The sequence below is a fragment of the Roseomonas populi genome (assembly GCF_024594815.1).
Taxonomy (GTDB): Bacteria; Pseudomonadota; Alphaproteobacteria; order Acetobacterales; family Acetobacteraceae; genus Roseomonas; species Roseomonas populi.
On record NZ_JANJOU010000026.1, the window covers coordinates 1 to 22,118 of the forward strand.

Genomic DNA, 22,118 nt, shown 5'->3' on the forward strand with positions numbered 1-22,118 from the left:
CCGCACGGACACTGGAAGACCACCACCTTCGTTGCCGGCTTGCGCAACACCGGCATGCTCGCCCCCATGGTGCTCGACAGCCCGATCAATGGCTGCGCCTTCCAGGCCTATGTCGACCAGGTCCTCGTGCCGGAGCTGCGACCTGGGGACCTCGTCGTCATGGACAACCTTGGCAGCCACAAGGGCGCGGGCGTCAGGGCCTCCATCGAGGCTGCAGGCGCGAGCCTGCTCTACCTCCCGCCCTACAGTCCCGACTTCAACCCCATCGAGAACGCCTTCTCAAAGCTCAAGGCGCTGCTCCGCAAAGCCGCCGAGCGCACCGTCGATGGCGTCTGGAACACCATCGGTCGGCTCATCCCAAGCTTCACCCCAGCCGAGTGCACCAACTACTTCGCCGCAGCCGGGTATGACCCAGACTGATGGGAAAACGCTCTAGCCCATTTCGATCGCTCTCGTCGTAGCGCCTGCCAACGCCAGATAAGCGCCATGCCGGATCATCTCCATCTCACCCGCGCCGCGGCGATCAAGCACCTCGCCCAGGCTGTCCAGGGCACAGGCCGCGCCTACGCCGAAGGGCGGAACACTGATCGGGGGTCGGGAGCTGAGCCCAGCACCACGGTCCTCTCCCCCTATCTGCGCCGTCGCCTCCTATTGGAGGAGGAGGTGATCGATGCCGCCCTGACCGTTCACGGGGTGCAAGGGGCGGGCAAGTTTGTCGAGGAGGTCTTCTGGCGCTCCTACTTCAAGGGGCACCTGGAGACGCATTCCTCGGTCTGGACGGACTACCTCCGACTGGTCGAGGAAAGCCGGATCCGGCTGGCCACCCAATCTGGCATGCGACGGGTCTACGAGGACGCGGTGGCCGGGCGCACCGGCATAGACGGGTTCGACCACTGGGGGCGTGAGCTCGTCGAGAACGGCTGGCTGCACAACCACGCCCGGATGTGGTTCGCCTCGATCTGGATCTTCACGCTGCGCCTTCCCTGGGCGTTGGGGGCCGAGTTCTTCATGCGCCATCTGCTCGACGGCGACCCGGCCAGCAACACCCTGTCCTGGCGCTGGGTGGCCGGGCTGCAAACCCGCGGCAAGAACTACGTGGCGCGGGCCGAGAACATCCGGCGCTACACCGAGGGGCGCTTCTCGCCGGAAGCCCTGGACGAGAACCCGGTGCCCATAGAGGAGGAGGTGCTGCACCGGACCGTGCCGCTGCCGGCTCCCGACCCGCTGCCGAGTGGCGAGGTGGCCCTGCTGCTACACCTCGACGACCTCCAGCCTGAAACTCTGCCGCTGGGCGACGCGCGGGTCACGAAGGTGGGCGGGCTGCTGGTGCATGCACCCGGTGTCGTCGGGGCCGTGCGCCGCGCCGACGAAGCGGCGATGGCCGACGCCCTGGCCCGGGCTGCCGCGCATTTCGGATGCCCGGTCGGGAAAGCGACGGAGGGCTGGAACGACGGCCTGCCAGTGATCACCGCCTGGGCGCCCGTAGGTCCTTCAGCAGGATCGCTTCCGCGAAACTGCGCGCGCGTGCGTCGGCAATGGGACGACCTCGTCTGGCCACACGCCACACGCGGCTACTTCCAGGTTCGGAAGGCCATCCCAGCCATCCTCGAGCGGCGAGCCACGGCCTGAACGGCACCGGGATCGCGGAAGGCTAGTGGCCCGGTCTGACGTAATGAGCGAGATCATTGATGGGCGGGCACCTGGCCTGTTGAGGGAGAGCAAGCATGGGGACACGGGGAGGACGCGCGAGGAGCATCGGTGTTGGTTCCACGAGCGCGACGGCCATGGATGACGATCCCCGCCCGCGCGGGAAGCGCGGCACGGCCACGGGCAGGACGCTCAATGCTGCGAACCTCGAGGCACTCGGCACCGCCCGGCTTGCGGAACTACTCATGGCGATCAGCAAGGGCAATGCCGCCGCGCAGCGGCAGCTCCGCCTGGCCTTGGCGGGTAGCAGCGGCACCGAGGAAACGGCTCGCGCCGTTACCAAGCAGCTCGTCCGCATCGGGCGAGCAAAAACGTGGCTGGACTGGCAGAAGATCAAGCCGCTCCTGGCCGAGTTGGAAGTCCAGCGCCGCGCCATCCTCGACGTGGTCGCCCCCGTAAATCCTGCCGAGGCCTTCGAGCTCCTCTGGCGCTTGGTCGGATGCGGTGAAGGCGTACTCGCGCGCTCCGACGACGGCAGCGGCCGCCTGATCGATGCCTTTCGAACCGCGGCCCGGGACCTCGGCCCCCTCGCGCAACGGGCCGGCCTACCGCCCGAGGCACTCGCCAACCGTACCTTCCAGGCTCTGGCCGGTGACGAACACGGTGTATGGGACGAGCTCATCCCCACTCTGGCCTCTCAACTGGGCACGACTGGGCTGCAGCTCGTCAGGGACGCCGTGCAGGCGTGGCGGGCGGAGCCGGCAACGCCATCGCCAGCCAGCAAGCCGCAAGTGGTTGCCTGGTCAGGTTCCGGCCCGATCCACGCTGGTGAGGCTCAGTCCCGTCTCCGGAAGCGGACGGCCAGCCTCATGCTGCAGAGGATCGCGGACGCGCTCGGCGATGTGGACGGCTTCATCCAGCAGTTCGATGCCCCTTCGCGCACGATACCGGCCATCGCGGCCGCCATTGCGCGGCGGCTACTCGGTGCCGGACGCTTGCCCGAGGCATGGGCGGCACTGGAAGGTGTCGACGCCCGGAATCGCAAGCACGCGCCCGTCGAATGGGAGGAGGCGCGCGTCGACGTGCTCGAGGCGCTCGGGCGATCTGACGAGGCGCAGACCTTCCGGTGGGCGTGCTTCGCCGCGACACTCAACGCCACCCATCTTCGCGCCTACCTTCGCAAGCTGCCGGGCTTCGAGGATGTCGAGGCGGAGGAGAGGGCGCTGGATCATGCGCTGACCTTCAAGGATGTCCACCGTTCGCTGGAGTTCCTCGTATCCTGGCCCGACCTGCGGCGGGCCAGCGAATTGGTCCTCGGCCGGGCGCCGGCCTTGGACGGCGACCTCTACGAACTGCTGTCACCGGCTGCCGACGCGCTTGAAGGGAGATACCCGCTCGCCGCGACACTGCTGCGTCGGGCCATCATCGGCTTCACGCTCAGTGCGTCACGCTCGTCCCGCTACAAGCACGCGGCGCGGCACTTCCGCAGTTGCCGGGACACAGCGGTGTATGTGGAGAACTTTGGATCCGTACCCGATCATTCGGCTTACGAGCGGGCGCTCCGGACCACCCACGGCCGCAAGTTCGGGTTCTGGCAAGAGGTCGACAAGCTGGCCTAATCTCGCGGACGGGCTGGGGCGGTCCTATGTGGACTCTCGTCACTCCAACAACGAAGCCTCCGACTGTGCTGGATATGAGCCATCAGCAAGAAGGCCACCCTATCGATCGCGAATGGCGCCGCGATCAACACATGGCGGTGCGGCTGAGCCAGCATGAAGCAGCTGCTCTCCTGTGAGACGTCACATCCCGCTGCCGCCACTAGAGCTTCCTGGTCCGGAGCCAGGTGCGGATGACCTGGGTAAGTTCTGCCTTGCGCTCCAGCGGCAGCCAGTGCCCGGCGGGCAGGCCCGTCACGGTAAGGTCCGAGCAGGCTGCGCGCATCGGATCGCCCTGGCGGTTGCCGAGGATGGTGCAGACCTGGTCGAAGTCGCCGTTGACGAACAACACCGGCGGCGACAGGCGGCCGCCATTGGGTGACGTGCGGGCATAGGCGATGCCCGCGTCGTCGTTGAGGTACCACGCGCAGGAGGGACGGAAGCCGTGGGCCTCGAACGACTGCACCAGCACATCGAAATCCGCCGGCGGCCAGAGGGCCGGGTCGGGTCGGGTCGGCGGGGCGCGGTGCGCGGCGCCGAAGCGCCCGCCCTTGCGCGTGACCACCGCGAACGGCGCAACCTTGCCCAGGGCAGCTGGGTCGCCTGACCGGAAGATCGACGCCAGCGATGCCGCCTTGTCCGCGTCGAGGTCGGCCACCGCCGTTTCGAAATAGGACGTTTAGTACCGGTAGTAGTCCCACTGGCCGTCCGGGTACTGGTCAGCCGGATAGATCGCCCGGTCCACCAGCGGGACGAGCGTGCGCAGGGCGTGCCCGTCGGGCTGGTACGCCAGCGAGGTCAGCACGACGCCGCGGCTGCGCCCGGGCTCATGCGCGACCAACCCACCGACCACGACACAGCCCCAGTCGTGGCCGACCCAGATCGCAGGTCTGCCGCCGAGGTGGTCGTGGAGCTCCACCATGTCCGCGACGGACGCCTCGATGGTGTAGGCTGCGTCGGCACCAGGCGCGGCGGAGCCGCCGAAGCCCCGCAGATCAGGGGCGACGCAGCGCCAGCCCTCGGCGGCGAACGCGACCATCTGGGCACGCCACATCAGGCCGATACTTGGCCAGCCGTGGACAAAGATCATCAACGGCCCGTCTGCCGGCCCACATTCGATGTAATGCGTTGTGTGACGAGCCGTACTGAGGCAGCGTGAAACGAGCGCGGGTTGAAGTGGGTCTGCCATGCTCAGATGCTCCGATTGAATCCAGGACGACCGCGACCGCAAGTATTGTCTCCAGCCGCTCGCGCACTATTCGCTCGCGCCGTCCACGGCGAGGGCCGAGGTGCAGAACTTACCATCTTGGCCGCTATCCGAGTGTTCTCTTGAAGAAGCCAAGCATTTCCTTCCAGCCACGTTCGGCAGCCGCCTCGTCGTAGACGGGGAAGTCAGGCTTCATCCAGCCATGTGCTGCGGGGTAGGTCTCGGCGCGATAGCGCACCTGCGCCGCGTCCAGCGCGCGCTCGAACCGTTCGGCCATCGCGGGCGGATAGCTGCCGTCGTTCTCAGCAGCGGCGACGTACAGCTCGGCCTCCAACTGGGGCGCGTAGCGATGCGGGCTATCGCTTGCATCGGTCGCGAGGTTGCCGCCGTGGAAGCTGGCGACCGCGGCGAAACGGTCCGACCAGGTGCCCGCCGCCGCGATCGCCATGCCACCACCCATGCAGAAGCCGACCGCGCCGAACTTGCGGCCCTGCACTTCGCCACGCGTATCGAGATCGGCGAGGAACGCCCGCGTATCCTCAGCGGCCTTCGCGTTGCTCGTCGTCGCCATCAGCGGGCCGAGAACGGCGCGGAAGTCGCCGGCCAGCACCTCCTTGGGTTCCAACGGGCCATAGGCGCCGAAGCGATAGAACAGGTCGGGCAGCAGCACGACATAGCCGGCCTTCGAAAGCCGCTCGGCCATGGCGAGCTCGACCGGCCGGATACCGCCCGCATCCATGTAGAAGATGATCGCCGGGGCGTGGCGGCTGGCATCGGGCGTGAACAGGTGCGCGGGGCATTCGCCGTCGGTGGTGGCGATGGTGATCTGCTCGTGCGGCATGAAGATCCTTGCAGCCTGCGGAGATTGGCCGGAACCTGGGGTTCCGGCCCGGAGCATCTACTGGAGATGCCCCGCAGGTGAGGTGAATTCTTGCCGGGTGGCGGTGGCCTGGCCTGCAGCCATTCCCCACCCCCTCGCACAAACGGCGCGGCGCTCATGCGCTAATCTCTGAGGTCAGCAAACACCACCGCCTGGCGCCACCCGGCGGGGCTCGTCGCCATGCCCTGCCGGAACGTGTCGGCCAGCGCCTCCGCCATCCACGCCGCCTCCAGGCCTCCGAGATCCACCGCGCCCAGCCCCATCTCCGCCGCCAGCGCGGCCACCACCGCCTTTGCCTCGGCATCGTCGCCGGCGAGGAACACCTGCGCCCTCGATGCCCGGACCCGCCCGGGCTCCTCCCGCAGCAGCCGCATCACGACGGTGTTGAACCCCTTCACCACGCGCGCCCGCGGCGCCGCCGCCTCCGCCGCTCGGGCCGGGTCGCGCGACCCGAAGGCCACCTCGTGCCCCGCCCTCGCCCAGATGGTCCCGAGCGTCCGCCCGACCGGCCCGGTGCCCACGATCCCGATGCGCATCATCGCTCTCCCTCTCTCGATGTCGGGGAAGGTTACGACGCCGAGCCCCGCGGGGCAGGACAGACTGTGTTGCGACTCCTCCAACCCGATGTATCGAATGCCGCGTGGACACCCTGCGCGCCGCCGTCGTCATCCTCCGGGTCGCCGAGGCCGGCTCCTTCGCCGGGGCCGCCCGCCTCCTCGGCGTCACCCCGGCCGCCGTCGCCCGCCTCGTCGGCCGCTTCGAGGTCGGGCACGGCGCGCGGCTGTTCCGGCGCACCACCCGGACCCTCTCCCTCACGCCGGACGGCGAGCGCTTCCTCGCCGAGATCCGCGGGTCGGCCCTCGCCCTCGCCGCGGCGGCTGGCCGCCTCGGCGCACCGCTCGGGGTGGCAGGCACCATGCGCGTCACCGCCGCCGCCTCCCTCGCCCCTCCCCTGCTGCAAGCCCTGACCCCTCTCCTGGAGCGTCACCCGGCGCTCCGCGTGGAGCTCGCTCTGGACGACCACTTCGCCGACCTCGGCGGCGGCCGGTGGGATCTCGCGGTGCGGATCGCGCCCCGGATCGCCGATGCCGGCCTTCTCGCCCGGCGCCTCGCACCCCTACCGCTCGTCACCCTCGCCGCCCCCGCCTACCTCGCCCGGCACGGCGTGCCCGGGACGCCGGACGAGCTCGCGCAGCACCGGCTGATCGGCCTGCGGCTCCCGGCGACGGGGCGGATGATGCCCTGGCTGTTCCGCGGGCCCGGCGGCACGCGGCGCCTCCAGCCCGAGGTCGCGCTCGTTGTGGACAGTTCGGACGCGCTGCGCGCCGCGGCGGTGCTCGGAGCCGGGATTACGCAGGCCGGCGCGGAGGGGACGGCGGCGCTCCTCGCATCCGGCAGTCTCGTTGCCGTGCTTGGCTCCCATGCGCCCCCACCCTGGGCCGTGTGGATGCTGCGCGCACCGGGGCCCGCCGGACCGGCCCTGTCCGCGGTCATGGAGGCCTTCGTGACGGCATTCCGGCCGAGCGCCGCCGATGTCCGGTGATCATCCCGGCGGGTCCTGCACAACCCATGAGGTCCCGGGAGGCGCCGGTGTCCGGTCGCACCCCACACAGCGCTCGCGCGCCGGCTGGGGCAACTACGTCGCCGCCCGGGTTCGTGCGGTGAGCTTGTTTCCATCCGGGTCGCGAAGGTAGGCGACGAAGGCCCCGTTCGGGCGCTCCGTGGGCGGGCTCTCGATGGCGGTGCCGCCGTGCGTGGTGCCGGCCTCATGCCAGGCGAGAACGTGGTCCCGGCTCGCGGCGGCAATGCCGATCGTCCTGCCATTGGCCGCGGTCGCCGGCTGGCCGTTGATCGGCGTCGTGATCATCAGAAGCCCTCCCTCGTGCGCGTAGATCAGCCTGCCCCTGGCATCCATCTCGCCGGGCCCGCCTCCCAGCGCGGCGAAGGTGGCGTCGTAGAAGTCCCTGGACCGCTCGAGGTCGTTGCTGCCGATCATGACGTGGGTGAACATGCTTGTTGTCCAAGAGTGGCGGTAAGGGATAGCAGATGTCCGCTCGCGGGCATTGGACCGGTTTGCACAACTCGTTTCCGGCTTGGCCGAAGAGCTACCGCCGCGGTCGACCCTGAGCGGAGATTCAGGCGGACATCGCCTGCCAGTTCTGAACAGTCGGACGCTCCCACATCCTCGCGTACCACGACACGAGCGCATCGCAGTCGACGGGCACCTGCACCTTCAGCATGGCTGCGAAGATCATGCCGCCGATGAGCGTGATGTCGGCCATCGAGAAATACTCGCCAGCGACGAAAGACTGCCCCCGCAGGACGCCATCGAAGTAGCGCATTCCTCTCACGGCCTTGTCGCGCTGGTAGAGACCCCATTCCGGGTTCTGGTAGACTTCGACATGGGGGCCGAGACCGGGCGTCGCATGGTGAAAGTAGATGCTGATTGCATCAAGCACCTCCAACTCGGCGCGCCGGCTCATCATGTGAATCACGCCCTTCTCACGGGGTCTCCTGCCCGTCAGCGTCGGCGGGCCGTTGAGAGTGTCGAGGTACTCGGTGATGGCCGTGCACTCTGCGATCAACGTCCCGTCGTCGAGTTCAAGAACGGGTAACGTGCCTGAGTAGTTCTTGGCGCGAAACTCCGCCGTCTTGTGCTCCCCCTTCCTCAGATTCACGGACACGAACTGGGCCTGGGATTGCAGGTTCTTCTCGGCCAGGGCGATGCGGACGCGCGCCGGGTAAGGACCATTGTGCCAGTCGTAAATTCTGAGCGTCATGGCCTCACTTGCCTGCTTCTCGGCCTGATCGCAGGGATCAGCTGCCGGTATCGAGGCGTTATGAACGGCCGGGCAGGTGGGAAGCGCAAGAGCTTCCATCCACTCCAAGCGGCTATATATCAATTGAGCAGCAACTTCCGCTTCCTGCAAGGCCGCCTTGTGAAGCGAACGGCTGGATTGGACGCAACGCGGCAGTCCGCTTAGTTGAACCCTCTTTTCCCCGGCGCAGCCACCAGGCCCCGGCCTGTGATCAGGAAGCGCGCCCTTAAGCGCGCCCGTCCGTCCAGGTCCGAGCCGACGCTGGGAGTTCCCCCGATCCCGAGGGGCTCCCGATGACCCATCTCCATCCTGCAGCCTCCGGTAGGCTGCGCGAGCGCTTCGTCGCCGACATGACCGTGCGCGGACTCACTGAGAAGACCCGCAGGAACTATCACCGCACCGTCTAGAGATTTGCCGCCTTCCTGGAATGCTCGCCCGGTACGGCTACGGCCGAGGACATCCGCCGATTCCAGATCCGGCAGTCCGAGTAGGGCCTGCAGGCACCGTTGGGCTCAGGCCAGAGCTACGGTCTCGTTGTCCTTCTCCGAACCGAGCCGGAACCGGTATCGCCGTGCCCCGTCGATGACGCCCGCCATTCGCTCCGGCGCTGGAGGCGCACCGCCCGACACCGTTACCGACTCCCCAATCTTGCGAAGAACCGCCCCATTCCTGCTAGAGCAGGCCGGGCTGCTGGAGGTGCGTCGCGTGACGACGGACTGGGCCGTGCCGGAGGCGCTTGCCGGTCGCTGTCCTGCGGCGCAGGTCGAGCCAGATGCCATCCTCGGCGGAACTGGCTTATGCCTAGGGGCGGGTAGGTGCCCTCAGCGACCGGCCGCTTCCTGGATGAGCCCGGCGACCGCCCGAGGATGGGAGATCAGGACGACATGGCTGGACCGGAGCTTCACGGTCCGGGCGCCCATGGCGTCCCATTTTCCCCCGCTGCGAGGCGGGTGGCCGCGACCGTAGACTTACCCGAGGACATGCCACGGCTTGATTGATCGATCAGTCGCCATGTAATCTAAGGAGCAATGACGAGCCGAGGCTTTTCGCTCGGCAGCCTAGCCGTTCCTGCCAGGTCCGTCCCTGGGCCGGCCGAGCTGCCGGGTCATGAGGAGGCAGCGATCAGCACACAGGACGTAATTTTGAATGCAGCCGAGAAGATCTTCGGCGAGCACGGCTTCGACGGCGCCAGCATGCGCGAGATTGCCCAGTGCGCCGGCGTCGCCCAGGCGCTGCTGCACTACCACTTCCGCAACAAGGAGGCGTTGTACGAGGCTGTCTTCGAGCGCAGGGCGACCACCATCCGCGGCGTGCGCCGACAGCGCCTCGATGAGCTCTTCTCGAGCGGTCGCGCCGTCGCGATCGAGGAGGTGCTCGAAACCCTCTTCATGTCGCTGGAGGACCTCCTGGGCGAGCAGCGCGGCAACCTGCGGTACTACGTGCAGATGCTGGCCGAGGTGACCGTCTCGCCCGATGAGCGCTCAAGCAGAATTATGAAGCAGTTCTACGATCCGTCCGCGGAGCATTTCATCGCTGCTTTCCGCCGAGTGCTTCCGGACCTTTCCACGGAAGGCGCGGTCTGGGCCTATCTCTTTGCGATCGGCGCACGGATGCAGGCGCACTCACCGAGCGACCGGGCGGGGCGCCTCGGCGCCGGTTCCGATCCCGGGACAGCTTACCGCCTCCTAGTGCCGTTCGTGGCAGCCGGGATCCGAACCACCTGCGCGCTTTCCGCCCTGCCTGATAGCCAGACGAGGGCCGCCCCGCCCCGCCCCGCCGGCCGCCGCCAAGTCCGCTCACCCGGGTAGTTCCGGGCGCCTCGGTCCTAACAAATCGTCCTTGGCGGCCATGCGGGCAATCGCCCGCCGGGCCGCGCCGGAAATGAAATAGTCCAGCTCCCGGGCCTAACCCTCTCACGATTTTCGAGTTGACTGATCAGTCAGTCAGCAGATAGGTGTTGGCAAAGACACGGCGGGAGGGAACATGCGGCGCTACATCGATATCTCCATGTCGATCGAGAACGGGGTTCCGTCCGATCCGCCGGGCTACGAGTTCAAGGTCGACTATGTCAGCCACGCCGACACGGTTCCGATGCTGCAGGGCCGCTACCCAGGCCTACAGGCGGAGGAGCTGATCGGCGGCGAGGCTTTCGCGCTGGAGAGCGTGCACCTTTCGACCCATAACGGCACCCATGTGGACGCGCCCTGGCACTACGCCTCCACCATGTCCGACGGCAGGCCTAGCCGGACCATCGACGAGATGCCGCTGGACTGGTTCATGCGCCCGGCCGTCAGGCTGGATTTCCGCGGGTTCGAGGACGGCTACATCGTCACTCCCAGCGACATCGACCGCGAGCTGGACCGGATCGGCTATACGTTGCGCCCCTACGACATCGTCGTCGTGAACACCTCAGCAGGGGCGCGCTTCGGCACGCCTGCATACCCGCAGAGCGGCTGCGGCATCGGTCGTGAAGCGACGCTTCACCTTACCGAAAAAGGGGTGCGTGTCGTTGGCACCGATGCCTGGAGCTGGGATGCGCCCTTCCGCTACGTGGCCGAGCGGTACGCGCGGGACCGCGACGCCTCCATCATCTGGGAGGGCCACAAGGCCGGGCGAGAGGCGGAGTACTGCCAGATCGAGAAGTTGCGGCACCTCGACCAGCTTCCGCCCCACGGGTTCCAGATCGCCTGCTTCCCCGTGAAGATCCACGCTGCCTCGGCTGGCTGGACCCGGGCCGTGGCCATCCTCGATGACGACAACGGTTGAGGGCGCAAGCCATGAGCATGACCCATATCGAGCGCGCGGCGACTACCTACGACAGCTACCGCGACCGCTTCCGCACGATCGCGATGACCCGCGAGGACGGCATCCTGGAGATGCGCTTCCACACGGATGGCGGCCCCCTGCAATGGAGCCTCCTCGCGCATAATGAGTTCGAAAGCGCCTTCCTGGAGGTGGGACGCGACCGCGGCAACGAGGTGGTCATCATGACTGGCACGGGCGACGAGTTCTGCGGCCCTGCCATCAAGCCGGGCAGCCATCCCAACCGAAACACGATGACGCCGGAGACCTACGACCCGATCTTCTGGGAGAGCAAGCAGCTTCTGCCGCACCTGCTCTCGATCGAGGTGCCGGTCATCGCGGCGATCAACGGGCCGGCCGTGCGCCACGCCGAGATCCCGCTCCTCTCGGACGTGGTGCTGGCCGCGGACGACACCTACTTCCAGGATACGGCGCATTTCCCGGGCGGCATGGTCCCCGGCGACGGGATGCACATCGTCATGCCGCTGCTGATGGGCGCCAACCGCGGCCGCTACTTCCTCCTGACCGGCCAGAAGATCGACGCACCGGAAGCCCAGCGCATCGGCCTCGTTAACGAGGTGATGCCGCGCGCGGCGCTGCTGGACCGCGCGCGCGAGCTGGCGCGCGAGTTCCTCAAGCAGCCGCGGATCGTCCGCCGCTACACCCGCACAGTGATGACGGAGGACCTGAAGGGCCGAATGCACGGCCTTCTGGCCTACGGCCTTGCCCTTGAGGGCATGGCGCGGATGAAGTCGTAGAGGCGGTGCCGTGATCCTCACCCGCCGCATGGCCCTCGCGGGCGCCGCCGGCCTGGCAGGTGGCCTTGCGCCCCGCGCCGGGTCGGCGGAGGAGATGGCGGGGTTCCCCTCCCGCACCGCCTTCATCGTCGTACCTTTTCCGCCCGGCGGCGGGACCGACGTGTTCGGACGCCTCCTTGCCATGCACTTCGGCGCGGCGTGGCGGCAGAACGTGGTGGTGGAAAACCGTAGCGGCGCCGGCGGCCGTATCGGCACGCAGGCAGTCCAGCGCGCGCCGGCGGATGGTCACACCCTCCTCATTGGGACGACAGGGACGCTGCTGGCCATGGCCGGTCCTGGCGGTGACCGTCCCTTCGTGTCCCGGGACGAGCTCACGCCGATCACGCTCATCACAGCGCCGGGCTACGTCGTCACGGTCGCACCTTCCCTCGGGGTGCGCACGGTGGCGGAGCTGATCTCCGAAGGGCGGCGCCGTCCCGGCGGCCTTGCTTTCGGCAGTTCCGGCGCGGGGGCGGTAAGCCATCTCGCGGGCGAGCTCTTCGCCGCCATGGCCGGCATCCAGACGCTGCACGTGCCTTATCGCGGCACCGGCCCGGCGGTGGCGGACCTGCAGGGTGGGCGGATCCAGGTGATGTTCGCACCGCCGCAGACGGTGGCGGGCCCGGTGGCCGCAGGGCAGCTTCGCAACATCGCCATCACGTCGGAGCGGCGTTCCGCGCTGACACCGGACCTGCCAACGGTGGCCGAGTCCGGCCTGCCGGGCTACGCCGCCGTGGGATGGTTCGGGCTTTTCGGCCCGCGCGGCATGCCTGGCGCCGTCGCCTCCCGCATCCACAGGGACGCGGCCCGCGCGCTGGAGCGGCCGGAGAACCGGGAGCGCCTGGCGGCACTCGGTGCGGAGCCCGAGCCAATGGAACCGGACGCCTTCGCCAGCCACGTGGACGGCGATATCGCGCGCTGGCAGCGCCTTGTCCGGGAGCGCCGGATCCAACTCGAGTGAACCGCTGCCGGCCGTTCGTCGGCAGGCGCTGCAGCAACCTACCCGCGAATGGCCGGCACGCACCGGCCCGGGGCCATGCAGGGAGGATTCAGGATTATGTCCGCGATGATGTCCGCGCCAATGGCTCCGACCCGCCGAGCGCTCCTGGGCGCCGCAAGCCACGCTCTCGCGGCGCCTGCAATGGCGCAGGGTGGCTGGCGACCCCGCCGGCCGGTCCGGATCATCGTCCCCTTCGCGCCGGGCGGCTCGACGGACATCGTGGCGCGGCAGCTCGCAGGGCGCGTGGGCAATGCACTCGGCCAGCCCCTCGTCGTGGAGAACAGGCCGGGCGGCAACGGCATCATCGGCACCCAGGCGCTGCTAGCAGCCCCCCCGGACGGCCATGCCCTCATCATGGGCACAGCCGATACCCACACCATCCCGGCCATCGCCAACCCGCGCCTGCCCTATGACCTCGCCGCCTTCGTCCCGGTTACCGCTGTTGCCGGCACGGTCGCCGCGCTGGTGACCCGGATGGGGCTCGGCGCGACGGATGTCGCCAGGCTGGCCGCACTGGCCCGCCGGGCATCCCCAACGCTCACCTACGCCTCCTACGGCATCGGCAGCGTCTCCCATGTTGCGGGCGAGATGTTCGGGGCGGCGATCGGGGCGGAGATGACCCATGTCCCCTATCAGGGCTCGGGTCCCGCGGTGATCGCGCTGACGGCGGATCAGGTGGACCTGGCGCTGCTGCCGATGGCGGCGGTGCATCCGCAGCGCGAGCGGCTGCGGGTCCTCGCCGTCGCCTCGGCGGAGCGCTTCGGCATGACGCCCGGGCTGCCGACCCTGACGGAGTCCGGGGTGCCCGTGGTGGCGGTGGGCTGGATCGGCCTCCTTGCCGCGCCGCGCACGCCGCGCGAGGTGGCCGACAGCCTGCACGCGGCGATGCACGAGGCCCTGAGTGCGGAGGACGTGGGGCATAGGCTCAGCACCTCCGGCTTCAGTCCCATGGACTACGGCCCCGACCGGTTTGCCGGGTTCCTGCGCGCGGAGACGGAGCGCCTGACACCGGCCGTGCGGGCCGCCGGCATCACGGCCGACGGCTGACCCTTTTCGGAACGACACCAACAACAAGGACATCGAGGAACGTCATGACCGGAATGCCATACGCCAGCCGCGGCCCGGTGCGCCGCGCCCTCCTCGGCGCCGCCGCGCTCGCCCTTGCGGCCCCCGCCCTGGCGCAGGGATCCTGGCGACCCCGACGGCCGGTTCGGATCATCGTGCCGTTCTCGCCCGGTGGCGCCACCGACATCCTGGCGCGGCAGATCGCCCAGAAGGTGGGGAACGGGCTCGGCCAGCCGTTCATCGTCGAGAACCGGCCCGGCGGCAACGGCGTGGTGGGCACGCAGGTGCTACTGACCTCGCCGCCCGACGGCCACAACCTCATCATGGCCTCCGCCGATACGCACACCGTGCTGCCGTTCGCCAACCCGCGCGTGCCCTATGACGTGTCGACCTTCGTCCCGGTGAACGGCGCCGCCTATACCGTGTTCGGCCTCGTCGCGCGGTCGGGCCTGCCGGCGGCCGATGTCGGCGAGGTGGTCGCGCTGGCAAAGCGGGCCTCGCCGCCGCTTACCTACGCCTCCTACGGAATAGCTTCCACCTCCCACGTGGCGGGAGAGATGTTCAAGATGCTGGCCGGGGTGGACATGACGCATGTCCCCTACCAGGGCTCGGGTCCCGCCACGATGGCCGTCGCCGCCGGTGAGGTGGATGTCGGCCTGGTTCCGATCGCCATCGCCCACCCGCAGCGCGACCGGTTGCGGCTGCTCGGCGTCGCGACCGGGGAGCGCTTCGCCATGGTGCCGGATCTGCCGACGCTGGCCGAGCAGGGCGTGCGGCTCGTGGCGGATGCCTGGATCGGCCTGCTGGCTGCCCCGGGCACCCCGCGGGAGATCGCCGAAACCATCAACGCCGCCGTTTCCGAGGTGCTGGGCACGCCCGAGATGCGGGCCTCGCTCCAGGCCACGGGCTTCAGCGTCATGTCGCTCGGGCCGGACCGTTTCGCTGCCTTCCTGGCGGAGGAGTCCGGGCGCTGGGGCAGCGCCGTCCGCGCCGCGCACATCTCCATCGCGGGCTAGCGCGGATGGACACCGACAGGGAGGCGGCGGGGGGCTGGGTCGGACGCTCCGTCCCCCGGCTCGATGGCGGGCGCTTCGTCGCGGGGGAGGTGCGCTACGCCGCCGATCTCATTCCTCCTGATGCGCTCCATGTCGCGCTCGTCCGCTCGCCCCATGCCCGCGCGCGCATCCTCGCGGTGGAAGCGAAGGAGGCGCGCGGCATGGAGGGCGTGGTGGCGGTGGTGGACGGCGTCCAGGCGGAGTCGCTCGCTGCGCCGATGCCGATGGTCCTTCCCTTCCCCGGCCCGGGGGCGGGGCGCCCGATCCTCGGGCGGGCGCTCGCTGCCGGCCTCGTCAGCTTCGCCGGCCAGCCTGTGGCTGCCGTAGTGGCCGAGAGCCCGCATGCGGCCGATGCGGCGGCCCGGCGCGTCATCGTGCGCTACGAAGCGCTGGAGACCGTGCAGGACACCGAGGCCGCCCTCGCCGAGGGGGCGCCGGTCGTGCACGAGGGCTGGACGTCGAACCTGGTCGCCACGGACCATGTGCGGGCGGGCGAGACCGCGGCGGTGCTGCGCGGGGCGCCACATGTCGTGCGCGGGGAGCTGCACCTCCGTCCCTCCACCGCGGCGCCCATGGAGCCCCTCTGCTATATCGGCGACTGGGAATCCCGCACCGGGCGCCTGACGCTGACCGGCACCTTCCAGAACCCGCATGCGAGCCGCTGGCTGGTTGCGACGGCCCTCGGGCTCCGGGAATCCGATCTGCGCGTGGTCGCGCCGGCCATGGGCGGCACCTTCGGTTACAAGATGTCCGGGCACACGGAGGAGGCGCTGGTGGGCCTTCTCTCGCGCCTGCTCGGCCGTCCCGTTGCCTATGTCGAGAGCCGGCGCGACTGCTTCCTCGGCCATTGCCGCGAGCAGCACCACCGCTTCGAGATCGGGGCCGACGAGGAGGGCCGGATTCTCGCATTCCGCGACACCTTTGTCGCCGATGTCGGCACGATAGGGCCCGGGAACGGCTGGACCATGCCGCTCGTCGCCGCGACGGTTTTCCCCACTCTCTACGACGTCCCGAATGTCGAGGTCTCCTGCACCCTCGTTGCCACGAACAAGGCGCCATGGCAGCCGGTGCGCGGCTACGGCAAGGAGGTCGCCAACCTTGTCATGGAGCGCGCGGTGGACATGCTGGCAGCCCAGCTTCACCTTGATCCCGCCGAGCTGCGAGCGCGCAACCTTCTGCGCCGCGCGGACCTGCCACGCCGCCTGCCCTCCGGCCTCAACCTCGACAGCGGCGATTATCCGGAGGCGCTGACGAGGCTGAAGACGCTGTTCGGCTACGATGCCTGGCGTGCGCGCCAGGCGGCGGCGGCCGATGGCCGGCGCATCGGCATCGGCATCGGCTGCGAGCTGACGCCGGAGGGCGGCGCACGCCCAGGGGCTTTCCCGAGCGGGTTCGAGACGGCGAGCATCCGCATGTCGCCCACCGGCGACGTGCAGGTCGCGGTGGGCGTCACATCCCCGGGCAGCGGTAACGAGACCGGGATCGCGCAGCTCGTCGGCGAGGTGCTGGGCCTGACGCCTGCGGCAATCCGGGTGGTGCAGGGCGACACCGACGCCGTGCCGGTCGGCACCGGCAATGCCAGCAGCCGCGCCATCCTCTACGGTGGCGCCGCGGCACATCTCGCGGCAGTGGATCTCCGCGCCAAGCTCGCGGCCTGTGCGGCGAACCTGCTGCAGACGCCGGCCGGTGAGATCACCTTCGCGGAGGGGAGGGCATGCGCGCCGGGCGGTGCCAGCGTCACCCTTGCGGCGCTGGCGCTCGGGGCACACACCCATCCCTTCACCGTGGCCGATGGCGTGGAACTGCCGCTGGAGGCCACCCGGTCCTACCGCGCGCGGAACATCCGCGTGACGCCCGACGCGAACGGGCGCATCGCGACCTACTCCTCCTTTCCCTATTCCATGCATGCCGTGGCGGTCGAGCTGGACCGCGGCACGGGGCGGGTGACGGTGCTGGACGTCGCGGCGGTGCACGACTGCGGCGTGATGATCAACCCGGCCCTCGTTACGGGGCAGCTCAAGGGCGCGATCGTCATGGGCCTGGGCGCCGCGCTCTGGGAGGAGCTGACGCAGGACGGGGAGGGCCGGCTGGTGAGCGACCGGTTCAAGACCTACCTCCTGCCGCGCGCGACGGACCTGCCGACCATCCGCGTCGACCACATGGCGACACCGAGCCCGTTCCACCCGCTTGGGATGAAAGGCGCGGGGGAGTCCGGCCTGGGCGGCGCGCTGGCGGCCGCGACCAACGCGGTCGCCGATGCGCTCGGCGCCCTGTCACCGGGCCTGACCACCGTGCCGGCGACGCCGCCCCGGTTGATGGCGCTCCTTGCCAGGGGAGCTGCGCGGTGATCGGCGCCCGCTTCCGCTTCAAGCGCCCCGAGACGCTGGAGGAGGCGCTGGATCTCCTCGCCGGTGCCGGTGGGCTGGGCCGGGTGATCGGCGGCGGCTCCGTGCTCGTGCCCGCCCTGGTGGCGGGGCAGGACGCGCCGGCCCTCGTGGTGGATATCGGGCGGCTCGGACTAGGGAGCGTGCGCGAGGAGGGCAGCGACGTGGTTATCGGAGCCGCTGCAACGTATGCGACACTGCTCGCGAGCGAGGTGGTGCGCCGGCGGTTGCCGTTGCTGGCGGCCATGCTGCGCGAGGTGACCGGCGGCCCCGGGCTGTGGAACCTCGCCACGCCAGGCGGTGCCGCCTGCTACGCCAACCCTGCCTCCGACGTGCCCGGCTGTCTTGTCGCCCTCGGCGCGGCCTTCCGCTTGGCCTCAAGACGAGGGGAGCGGTTGGTCGCGGCCGAGAACTTCTTCCGTGGCGCCTTCGAGACAGAGCGGTTGCCTGACGAGATGCTCACCGCCCTCGTACTGCCGGCGCCGGAGCCAGGGCGGCACGCCTATTACAAGCTGAAGCATGCTGGGAGCTCCTGGCCCATTGTCACGGCCTCCTGCCTTTCCATAAATGGGGGAATACGCCTCTGCCTTGGTGGAGCCGCTCCGGTGCCTCTGCTCTTGGACTGGCCCACGCCGTCCACCACCGAGGCCGTCGCGGCCATGGCCGAGCAGGCACAGGCCGCCATTGCCACGGAATGGACCGATGAACTGGCCGGCCCAGGCTATCGTCGGGCCGTCGTCCCGGTCGTCGCCGCGCGCGCAATCCGCGCCGTACTGGAAGAGAGGACATCATGAGCGAGGCGGTGACCCTCCGCTGCAACGTGAACGGCAGCGACGTGGATCGCGAGGTGGACGCGCGCCTGCTTCTGGTGGAGTTCGTTCGCGATGTGCTCGGGCTGAAGGCTACACGCGTGGGCTGCCATACCGGTGACTGCGGCGCGTGCACGCTTCTCCTGGACGGCGCCGTGGTAAAGTCGTGCTTGGTCCTTGCCCTCTCGGCTGAGGAGCGAGCGGTGGTTACCATCGAGGGCTCAAACAACTTGGCCGAGATCCAAGCCGCGTTTGTGGCCGAGAACGGCTTCCAGTGCGGCTACTGCACCACGGGTATGATTCTCACGGCCGCTGAACTCCTCAACAAGAGCCCGCATCCGAGCGACATGGAAATCCGGCACGCGCTTGTAGGGAATCTCTGCCGCTGCACGGGTTACGACGCCATCATCGCAGCCATTCACCGCGCGGCAGAGCGTCGGGGATCAGTGGGGTACGCCGTCGGTAGCCGGCAGTAAGCCATGTATCGCCAGGACGCAGACTAGTGCCTGGCGACAAGTGCCACATGGATGCGATGCTCATCGCATTCGCGGGAAGCAGCACATTAGTAGGCGTGTGGTGGATCATGAGGGCAACGTGCCCACGTTTCTTGGGCCTTGTTGCATGAACCTTGCAGGTAGGCCTGCATGAGCAAGGCACTGGCACAAGGCGGACGCCCGAAGGCAGGCTACCAGACGCGGAGCTGGCGGGAGTACGGTCGGGGGCTGATCTCCCGCGGGAATCTGACGGTGTGGATCTCGCCGGACCTAGCCTGGCACGGCGCCGAGGGGTCGGGAGAGCGCGGTCGGCCGGAGGTCTTTTCACGGATGCGGCGATCCAGGCGGTGCTGACGCTGAAGGTGTTGTGAGCCGCCCCCGTTGCGGGCGGCCCAGGGCATGACGGGGAACCTGATCCGACTGGCTGGGCTGGATTGGCGCACATCTCACTACAGCACCCTCTCCCGGCGAGAGAAGGACCGCACCGTCACCCCTCCCTACCATCCCGCAGGGCAGGCCGCTGCACCTCGTGATCGACAGCACTGGGTTGGTGGTGCTCGGCGAGGGCGAGCCCTGAAAGGTAGGCACGACCGGCGGGCCGAGCGCAACGAGAACCTCCGTGCCATCAAGCGCCTCGGCTGACAGCTCTGGAAGAGGTGGAGCGGATATCACCGGCGCAGCCTGGCTGAGACGGCCATGTCACGTCCAAAACACCTGGGCGAGCGTCTCTCGGCACGTGATCCCGCTCGTCAGGTCGCCGAAGTTCAGATTCGCTGCGCTATGCTCAACACCTTCAACGCCCTTAGTATGCCCGACACCGTCACCCGCGTCTAATCAGGACATCGAAGACCTAGCCGCGCCCTCAAGCCGATTTCCACAACAGAGTTCCCGCAAACGGCCGGTGAATCACTTACGATTTTGAACGGAGAAAATTCAGTCCTGTGAGTTCACGATCGATGTCGATCGGTCCAGATGCTAGCCGATGGCACATGCAACACTGATAGTCACATGCAGTGGCGGCACCCACTTCGATCGCGACCATTACGTCCACGTTCACCTACCCTTGGTGCTTGCCTGCTGGCAGCGGCACGGGCTGGAGAGCGCCTCCGCCTTCTTCCCGCGTGACGCCAACGCGGCGGATGTTTCCGTGGGCATTTACCGGTTCCGCGACGAGGACGCGCTGCACGCGGCGCTCGCATCGGCCGAGATGGAGACCGTGATGGCCGACGTTCCCCGCTTCACGGATGCAACCGTGTCCCGGAGCATGGGCACTCCCCTCTGATCGCCCCGGGCTTTGCCTGGGCGGAGCCGAGTGAGCACGGCACTCGCCGACCAACTTCTTCTTCCCCAATCTGAGGGCAAGCGCGATGACATTCTCTGGTCGCAAGGTATTTGTCGTCGGCGGCAGCCGCGGCATCGGCGCAGCGATCGTGCGGCGCTTCGCCGCTGCCGGCGCAACGGTGGTATTCACCTATGCCGCCTCGGTCGGCGCGGCCGACCATCTCGTCGCCGAGACCGGTGCACAGGCGCTCCAGGTCGATGCAGGGGCGCGCGACGAACTAATCGCGGCAGTCCGTGACGCCGGCCCGATCGACATCTTTGTCTACAACGCCGGTCTGCTGGTGTTCGGCGACCCGCTGACGCTCAATGCCGACGATGTCGACCGCATGATCGACGTCAATGTGCGGGGTGCCTATTTCGGTAGCGTGGAGGCGTCACGCCTCATGCCGGAAGGCGGGCGCATCCTCGTCATTGGATCCGACACCGCCGACAGCATGCCGTTCCCCGGGCTCGCCGCATATGTGCTGACTAAAGCGGCGATGCAGGGTATGGCCCGCGGCTTGGCACGCGACCTGGGGCCGCGAAACATCACGATCAACGTGATCCAGCCGGGCCCTACCGATACCGACATGAACCCGGCCGATGGTCCGCGCGCAGCCGGCATGCTCGGGCCCATGGCTATCAAGCGCTACGGCACCGCCGACGAGGTCGCCGGCCTGGCGCTCTACCTCGCCGGAGCGCAGGCACGCGGCATCACGGGCGCCATGCATACGATCGACGGCGGCTTCGCCGCTTGACTTTCGGCATTCACCCGGGCGGTCAGGCAGAGAATGTGGACATGGATGACGGCATCAGCTTCCGTGTCCCCCATCAGGCATGACCGACATCTGCGTCGACAAGGGCACAGGATCCCAAAGGAGCGACCGGCGAGACGCGTGGGGCGATCTTGGATTCTCTCGGCCAATACTGTTCATTTCTGAGCCGCACCTCGTGCGGCCTCATTCGCGAGGTGGTCCGATAAGGTTGCGATAAACGCACGAAGACGTTGAAGACCCCGTAAATCCCGGTGGTATCCCATCCAGATGTCTCGCGCTGGCGGCGGCGTCGGCAGTTCCAGTCTGCGGATGCCCGAGATCTGATTGCCGACGACGCGGGGCAGGACGGCAATACCGACGCCTTGCCTGCACATGCGCCCCTGGACGTTGCGGTTGTTCGATTGCAGGACCGGCTTTGCGTTAGGGAAACTCTCGACGAGCCACGCGATGTCAGGGAAGTGGCGCTTGGATGGGGTGATCAGCCGGAAACCAGTTCCATCGCCATATTTGGGATCAGGCGCCTCCTCGGCGATGTAGACGCCGTATTCGAGCCTGAAAAGCCGACGCTGAACGACATCGGCAGTCTCGAATGGAACGGTACGAAATGCGACATCGGCTTCCCGCTGGGCGAGGCTGAACCGGCGCGTGCCGGTGAGGATTTCGACGTCGACATTGGGGTACGCGTTTGCGAAGTCCGCCAGGATGGGAGGCAGGACATAGGCCCCAAACCAGTCCGTTGTTGAAATGCGCAGACTGCCTTCGAGATTCCGCTCCTGTCCCGCAAGCCGGCGCTCCATGGCCAGCGCGCCTTCTTCCATTTGCTCGGCCAGCGCGACGATCCCGTGGCCCTCATCGGTCAGGACAAAACCGTCCGCTGTGCGCTGGAAGAGCGTGTGACCCATCGCCTGCTCAAGTGCGCGGAGACGCCTTCCAACGGTCGGATGACTCGTCTGAAGAGAGCGCGCGGCGCCGCCGAGTGTGCCGCTTCGCGCAACAGCAAGAAAGATTCTGACGTCACTCCAATCCATCGCGACCACCCAAACAGATCTGAACGGTGAGGATACAGTTATGTCTGTTGGAGAACAAATCTGAGCACCTATTCTCCCGCACATCGTTAGGAAGCGCGAGTGACCGTGACTGAACCCAAGGGCGGCTCCTCAGGACTGAGCAGAGTGACCTTCCGGATCAGGGCAGAACACGGCGGCCTGCGCCTCACTCCGAAATGAGAACTTCGATGATGATCACGATGCTGGTGACCTATGCGGGCGATGAGCAGGCGCTATTGGACCGCGACCTCCTCGTCATCGCCACCAGCCAATTCGACGAGGCGGGTCTCGGCCTGGCGATCTCCCGGCAGCCCGCGTCCGATCCCGCGCACAGCTCTCATCCGAGCAGCAGGAAATAGAAC

23 protein-coding genes and 1 pseudogene are annotated in these 22,118 nt (G+C 68.3%); 17 read left to right on the top strand and 7 right to left on the bottom strand.

Going from position 1 to position 22,118, the window contains the following annotated elements; all coding sequences use genetic code 11:
- The 3 genes from NRP21_RS22565 to NRP21_RS22575 all read left to right on the top strand — a co-directional run.
- Positions 1–420 (top strand): transposase (locus NRP21_RS22565; RefSeq protein WP_257718500.1); only part of this gene is annotated, 420 nt, incomplete at its 5' end.
- Positions 421–486: 66 nt separating this feature from the next.
- The gene (locus NRP21_RS22570) at positions 487–1,629 is read left to right on the top strand and encodes an FAD-binding domain-containing protein (RefSeq protein ID WP_257718501.1); all 1,143 of its coding nucleotides are present in this window, start codon (positions 487–489) and stop codon (positions 1,627–1,629) included.
- 155 nt (positions 1,630–1,784) lie between these two features.
- Positions 1,785–3,266, top strand: a complete 1,482-nt coding sequence (locus NRP21_RS22575) for a DUF6880 family protein (protein ID WP_257718502.1) — start codon at positions 1,785–1,787, stop codon at positions 3,264–3,266.
- Positions 3,267–3,465: 199 nt separating this feature from the next.
- On the opposite strand, the gene NRP21_RS22580 is transcribed toward NRP21_RS22575, so the two are convergent.
- The 4 genes from NRP21_RS22580 to NRP21_RS22595 form a co-directional block, all read right to left on the bottom strand.
- Entirely contained in the window at positions 3,466–3,960 is a 495-nt protein-coding gene (locus tag NRP21_RS22580; RefSeq protein WP_257718503.1) for an alpha/beta fold hydrolase, read from the bottom strand.
- 21 nt (positions 3,961–3,981) lie between these two features.
- Positions 3,982–4,392 (bottom strand): alpha/beta fold hydrolase, encoded by a 411-nt coding sequence (locus NRP21_RS22585; RefSeq protein ID WP_257718599.1) that lies wholly within the window; start codon positions 4,390–4,392, stop codon positions 3,982–3,984.
- Positions 4,393–4,615: 223 nt separating this feature from the next.
- Positions 4,616–5,350 (bottom strand): dienelactone hydrolase family protein, encoded by a 735-nt coding sequence (locus NRP21_RS22590; RefSeq protein ID WP_257718504.1) that lies wholly within the window; start codon positions 5,348–5,350, stop codon positions 4,616–4,618.
- Between the two features lie 161 nt (positions 5,351–5,511).
- Positions 5,512–5,928, bottom strand: coding sequence for an NAD(P)-binding domain-containing protein (locus tag NRP21_RS22595; protein ID WP_257718505.1), 417 nt, complete (start codon positions 5,926–5,928; stop codon positions 5,512–5,514).
- A 101-nt stretch (positions 5,929–6,029) separates the two neighbouring features.
- Between NRP21_RS22595 and NRP21_RS22600 the strand changes: the two genes are divergently transcribed.
- Positions 6,030–6,932 carry a LysR family transcriptional regulator gene (locus NRP21_RS22600; protein ID WP_257718506.1) on the top strand — a complete coding sequence of 301 codons (903 nt, stop codon included), beginning with the start codon at positions 6,030–6,032 and terminating at the stop codon, positions 6,930–6,932.
- 93 nt (positions 6,933–7,025) lie between these two features.
- Here the strand turns inward: NRP21_RS22600 and NRP21_RS22605 are convergent, their stop codons facing one another.
- Both NRP21_RS22605 and NRP21_RS22610 read right to left on the bottom strand, forming a co-directional pair.
- Positions 7,026–7,400: a VOC family protein gene (locus tag NRP21_RS22605; RefSeq protein ID WP_257718507.1), complete on the bottom strand. Its 375-nt coding sequence runs from the start codon at positions 7,398–7,400 to the stop codon at positions 7,026–7,028.
- Between the two features lie 124 nt (positions 7,401–7,524).
- Positions 7,525–8,268 carry a glutathione S-transferase gene (locus tag NRP21_RS22610; protein ID WP_257718508.1) on the bottom strand — a complete coding sequence of 248 codons (744 nt, stop codon included), beginning with the start codon at positions 8,266–8,268 and terminating at the stop codon, positions 7,525–7,527.
- 1,082 nt (positions 8,269–9,350) lie between these two features.
- On the opposite strand from NRP21_RS22610, the gene NRP21_RS22615 reads away from it, so the two are divergent.
- From NRP21_RS22615 to bdcA, 12 genes and pseudogenes are all read left to right on the top strand, one after another.
- A complete protein-coding gene (locus NRP21_RS22615; RefSeq protein ID WP_257718509.1) occupies positions 9,351–10,016 on the top strand; it encodes a TetR/AcrR family transcriptional regulator in 666 nt (221 codons plus the stop codon).
- Between the two features lie 175 nt (positions 10,017–10,191).
- Positions 10,192–10,974 carry a cyclase family protein gene (locus NRP21_RS22620; protein WP_257718510.1) on the top strand — a complete coding sequence of 261 codons (783 nt, stop codon included), beginning with the start codon at positions 10,192–10,194 and terminating at the stop codon, positions 10,972–10,974.
- 11 nt (positions 10,975–10,985) lie between these two features.
- On the top strand, positions 10,986–11,768 hold the full coding sequence (locus NRP21_RS22625; protein ID WP_209375849.1) for an enoyl-CoA hydratase/isomerase family protein: 783 nt from the start codon (positions 10,986–10,988) through the stop codon (positions 11,766–11,768).
- Between the two features lie 10 nt (positions 11,769–11,778).
- Positions 11,779–12,768: a Bug family tripartite tricarboxylate transporter substrate binding protein gene (locus NRP21_RS22630; protein WP_257718511.1), complete on the top strand. Its 990-nt coding sequence runs from the start codon at positions 11,779–11,781 to the stop codon at positions 12,766–12,768.
- A gap of 120 nt (positions 12,769–12,888) precedes the next feature.
- A complete protein-coding gene (locus NRP21_RS22635) occupies positions 12,889–13,854 on the top strand; it encodes a Bug family tripartite tricarboxylate transporter substrate binding protein (RefSeq protein ID WP_257718512.1) in 966 nt (321 codons plus the stop codon).
- A 44-nt stretch (positions 13,855–13,898) separates the two neighbouring features.
- Positions 13,899–14,888: a tripartite tricarboxylate transporter substrate binding protein gene (locus NRP21_RS22640; protein ID WP_257718513.1), complete on the top strand. Its 990-nt coding sequence runs from the start codon at positions 13,899–13,901 to the stop codon at positions 14,886–14,888.
- Between the two features lie 5 nt (positions 14,889–14,893).
- Positions 14,894–17,275: a xanthine dehydrogenase family protein molybdopterin-binding subunit gene (locus NRP21_RS22645; protein ID WP_257718514.1), complete on the top strand. Its 2,382-nt coding sequence runs from the start codon at positions 14,894–14,896 to the stop codon at positions 17,273–17,275.
- On the top strand, positions 17,272–18,105 hold the full coding sequence (locus NRP21_RS22650; RefSeq protein ID WP_257718515.1) for an FAD binding domain-containing protein: 834 nt from the start codon (positions 17,272–17,274) through the stop codon (positions 18,103–18,105). Before NRP21_RS22645 ends, NRP21_RS22650 begins: the two co-directional genes overlap by 4 nt.
- Positions 18,102–18,596 carry a (2Fe-2S)-binding protein gene (locus NRP21_RS22655; RefSeq protein ID WP_257718516.1) on the top strand — a complete coding sequence of 165 codons (495 nt, stop codon included), beginning with the start codon at positions 18,102–18,104 and terminating at the stop codon, positions 18,594–18,596. The genes NRP21_RS22650 and NRP21_RS22655 overlap by 4 nt, the downstream gene beginning before the upstream one ends.
- A 168-nt stretch (positions 18,597–18,764) precedes the next feature.
- A pseudogene (locus NRP21_RS28075) lies at positions 18,765–19,448 on the top strand (transposase).
- A gap of 229 nt (positions 19,449–19,677) precedes the next feature.
- Positions 19,678–19,896: an EthD family reductase gene (locus tag NRP21_RS22670; RefSeq protein WP_257718517.1), complete on the top strand. Its 219-nt coding sequence runs from the start codon at positions 19,678–19,680 to the stop codon at positions 19,894–19,896.
- 85 nt (positions 19,897–19,981) lie between these two features.
- Positions 19,982–20,692, top strand: coding sequence for an SDR family oxidoreductase (bdcA, locus tag NRP21_RS22675; RefSeq protein WP_257718518.1), 711 nt, complete (start codon positions 19,982–19,984; stop codon positions 20,690–20,692).
- Between the two features lie 173 nt (positions 20,693–20,865).
- Here the strand turns inward: bdcA and NRP21_RS22680 are convergent, their stop codons facing one another.
- Complete coding sequence (locus NRP21_RS22680) at positions 20,866–21,822, bottom strand: LysR family transcriptional regulator (protein ID WP_456300246.1); 957 nt, start codon at positions 21,820–21,822, stop codon at positions 20,866–20,868.
- Between the two features lie 122 nt (positions 21,823–21,944).
- Here NRP21_RS22680 and NRP21_RS22685 point away from each other — a divergent pair, with 122 nt between their 5' ends.
- Positions 21,945–22,115, top strand: a complete 171-nt coding sequence (locus NRP21_RS22685) for a hypothetical protein (protein ID WP_257718520.1) — start codon at positions 21,945–21,947, stop codon at positions 22,113–22,115.
- The last annotated feature ends 3 nt before the right edge of the window (positions 22,116–22,118 follow it).

Excerpts from the sequence above, each read along its gene's own strand:
- NRP21_RS22570 (WP_257718501.1), top strand. The coding sequence starts at position 487 with ATGCCGGATCATCTCCATCTCACCCGCGCCGCGGCGATCAAGCACCTC.
- NRP21_RS22575 (WP_257718502.1), top strand. The coding sequence starts at position 1,785 with ATGGATGACGATCCCCGCCCGCGCGGGAAGCGCGGCACGGCCACGGGC.
- NRP21_RS22585 (WP_257718599.1), bottom strand. The coding sequence starts at position 4,392 with ATGATCTTTGTCCACGGCTGGCCAAGTATCGGCCTGATGTGGCGTGCC.
- NRP21_RS22590 (WP_257718504.1), bottom strand. The coding sequence starts at position 5,350 with ATGCCGCACGAGCAGATCACCATCGCCACCACCGACGGCGAATGCCCC.
- NRP21_RS22595 (WP_257718505.1), bottom strand. The coding sequence starts at position 5,928 with ATGATGCGCATCGGGATCGTGGGCACCGGGCCGGTCGGGCGGACGCTC.
- NRP21_RS22605 (WP_257718507.1), bottom strand. The coding sequence starts at position 7,400 with ATGTTCACCCACGTCATGATCGGCAGCAACGACCTCGAGCGGTCCAGG.
- NRP21_RS22610 (WP_257718508.1), bottom strand. The coding sequence starts at position 8,268 with ATGGAAGCTCTTGCGCTTCCCACCTGCCCGGCCGTTCATAACGCCTCG.
- NRP21_RS22620 (WP_257718510.1), top strand. The coding sequence starts at position 10,192 with ATGCGGCGCTACATCGATATCTCCATGTCGATCGAGAACGGGGTTCCG.
- NRP21_RS22625 (WP_209375849.1), top strand. The coding sequence starts at position 10,986 with ATGAGCATGACCCATATCGAGCGCGCGGCGACTACCTACGACAGCTAC.
- NRP21_RS22635 (WP_257718512.1), top strand. The coding sequence starts at position 12,889 with ATGGCTCCGACCCGCCGAGCGCTCCTGGGCGCCGCAAGCCACGCTCTC.
- NRP21_RS22640 (WP_257718513.1), top strand. The coding sequence starts at position 13,899 with ATGACCGGAATGCCATACGCCAGCCGCGGCCCGGTGCGCCGCGCCCTC.
- NRP21_RS22645 (WP_257718514.1), top strand. The coding sequence starts at position 14,894 with ATGGACACCGACAGGGAGGCGGCGGGGGGCTGGGTCGGACGCTCCGTC.
- NRP21_RS22655 (WP_257718516.1), top strand. The coding sequence starts at position 18,102 with ATGAGCGAGGCGGTGACCCTCCGCTGCAACGTGAACGGCAGCGACGTG.
- bdcA (WP_257718518.1), top strand. The coding sequence starts at position 19,982 with ATGACATTCTCTGGTCGCAAGGTATTTGTCGTCGGCGGCAGCCGCGGC.
- NRP21_RS22680 (WP_456300246.1), bottom strand. The coding sequence starts at position 21,822 with ATGTGCGGGAGAATAGGTGCTCAGATTTGTTCTCCAACAGACATAACT.
- NRP21_RS22685 (WP_257718520.1), top strand. The coding sequence starts at position 21,945 with ATGATGATCACGATGCTGGTGACCTATGCGGGCGATGAGCAGGCGCTA.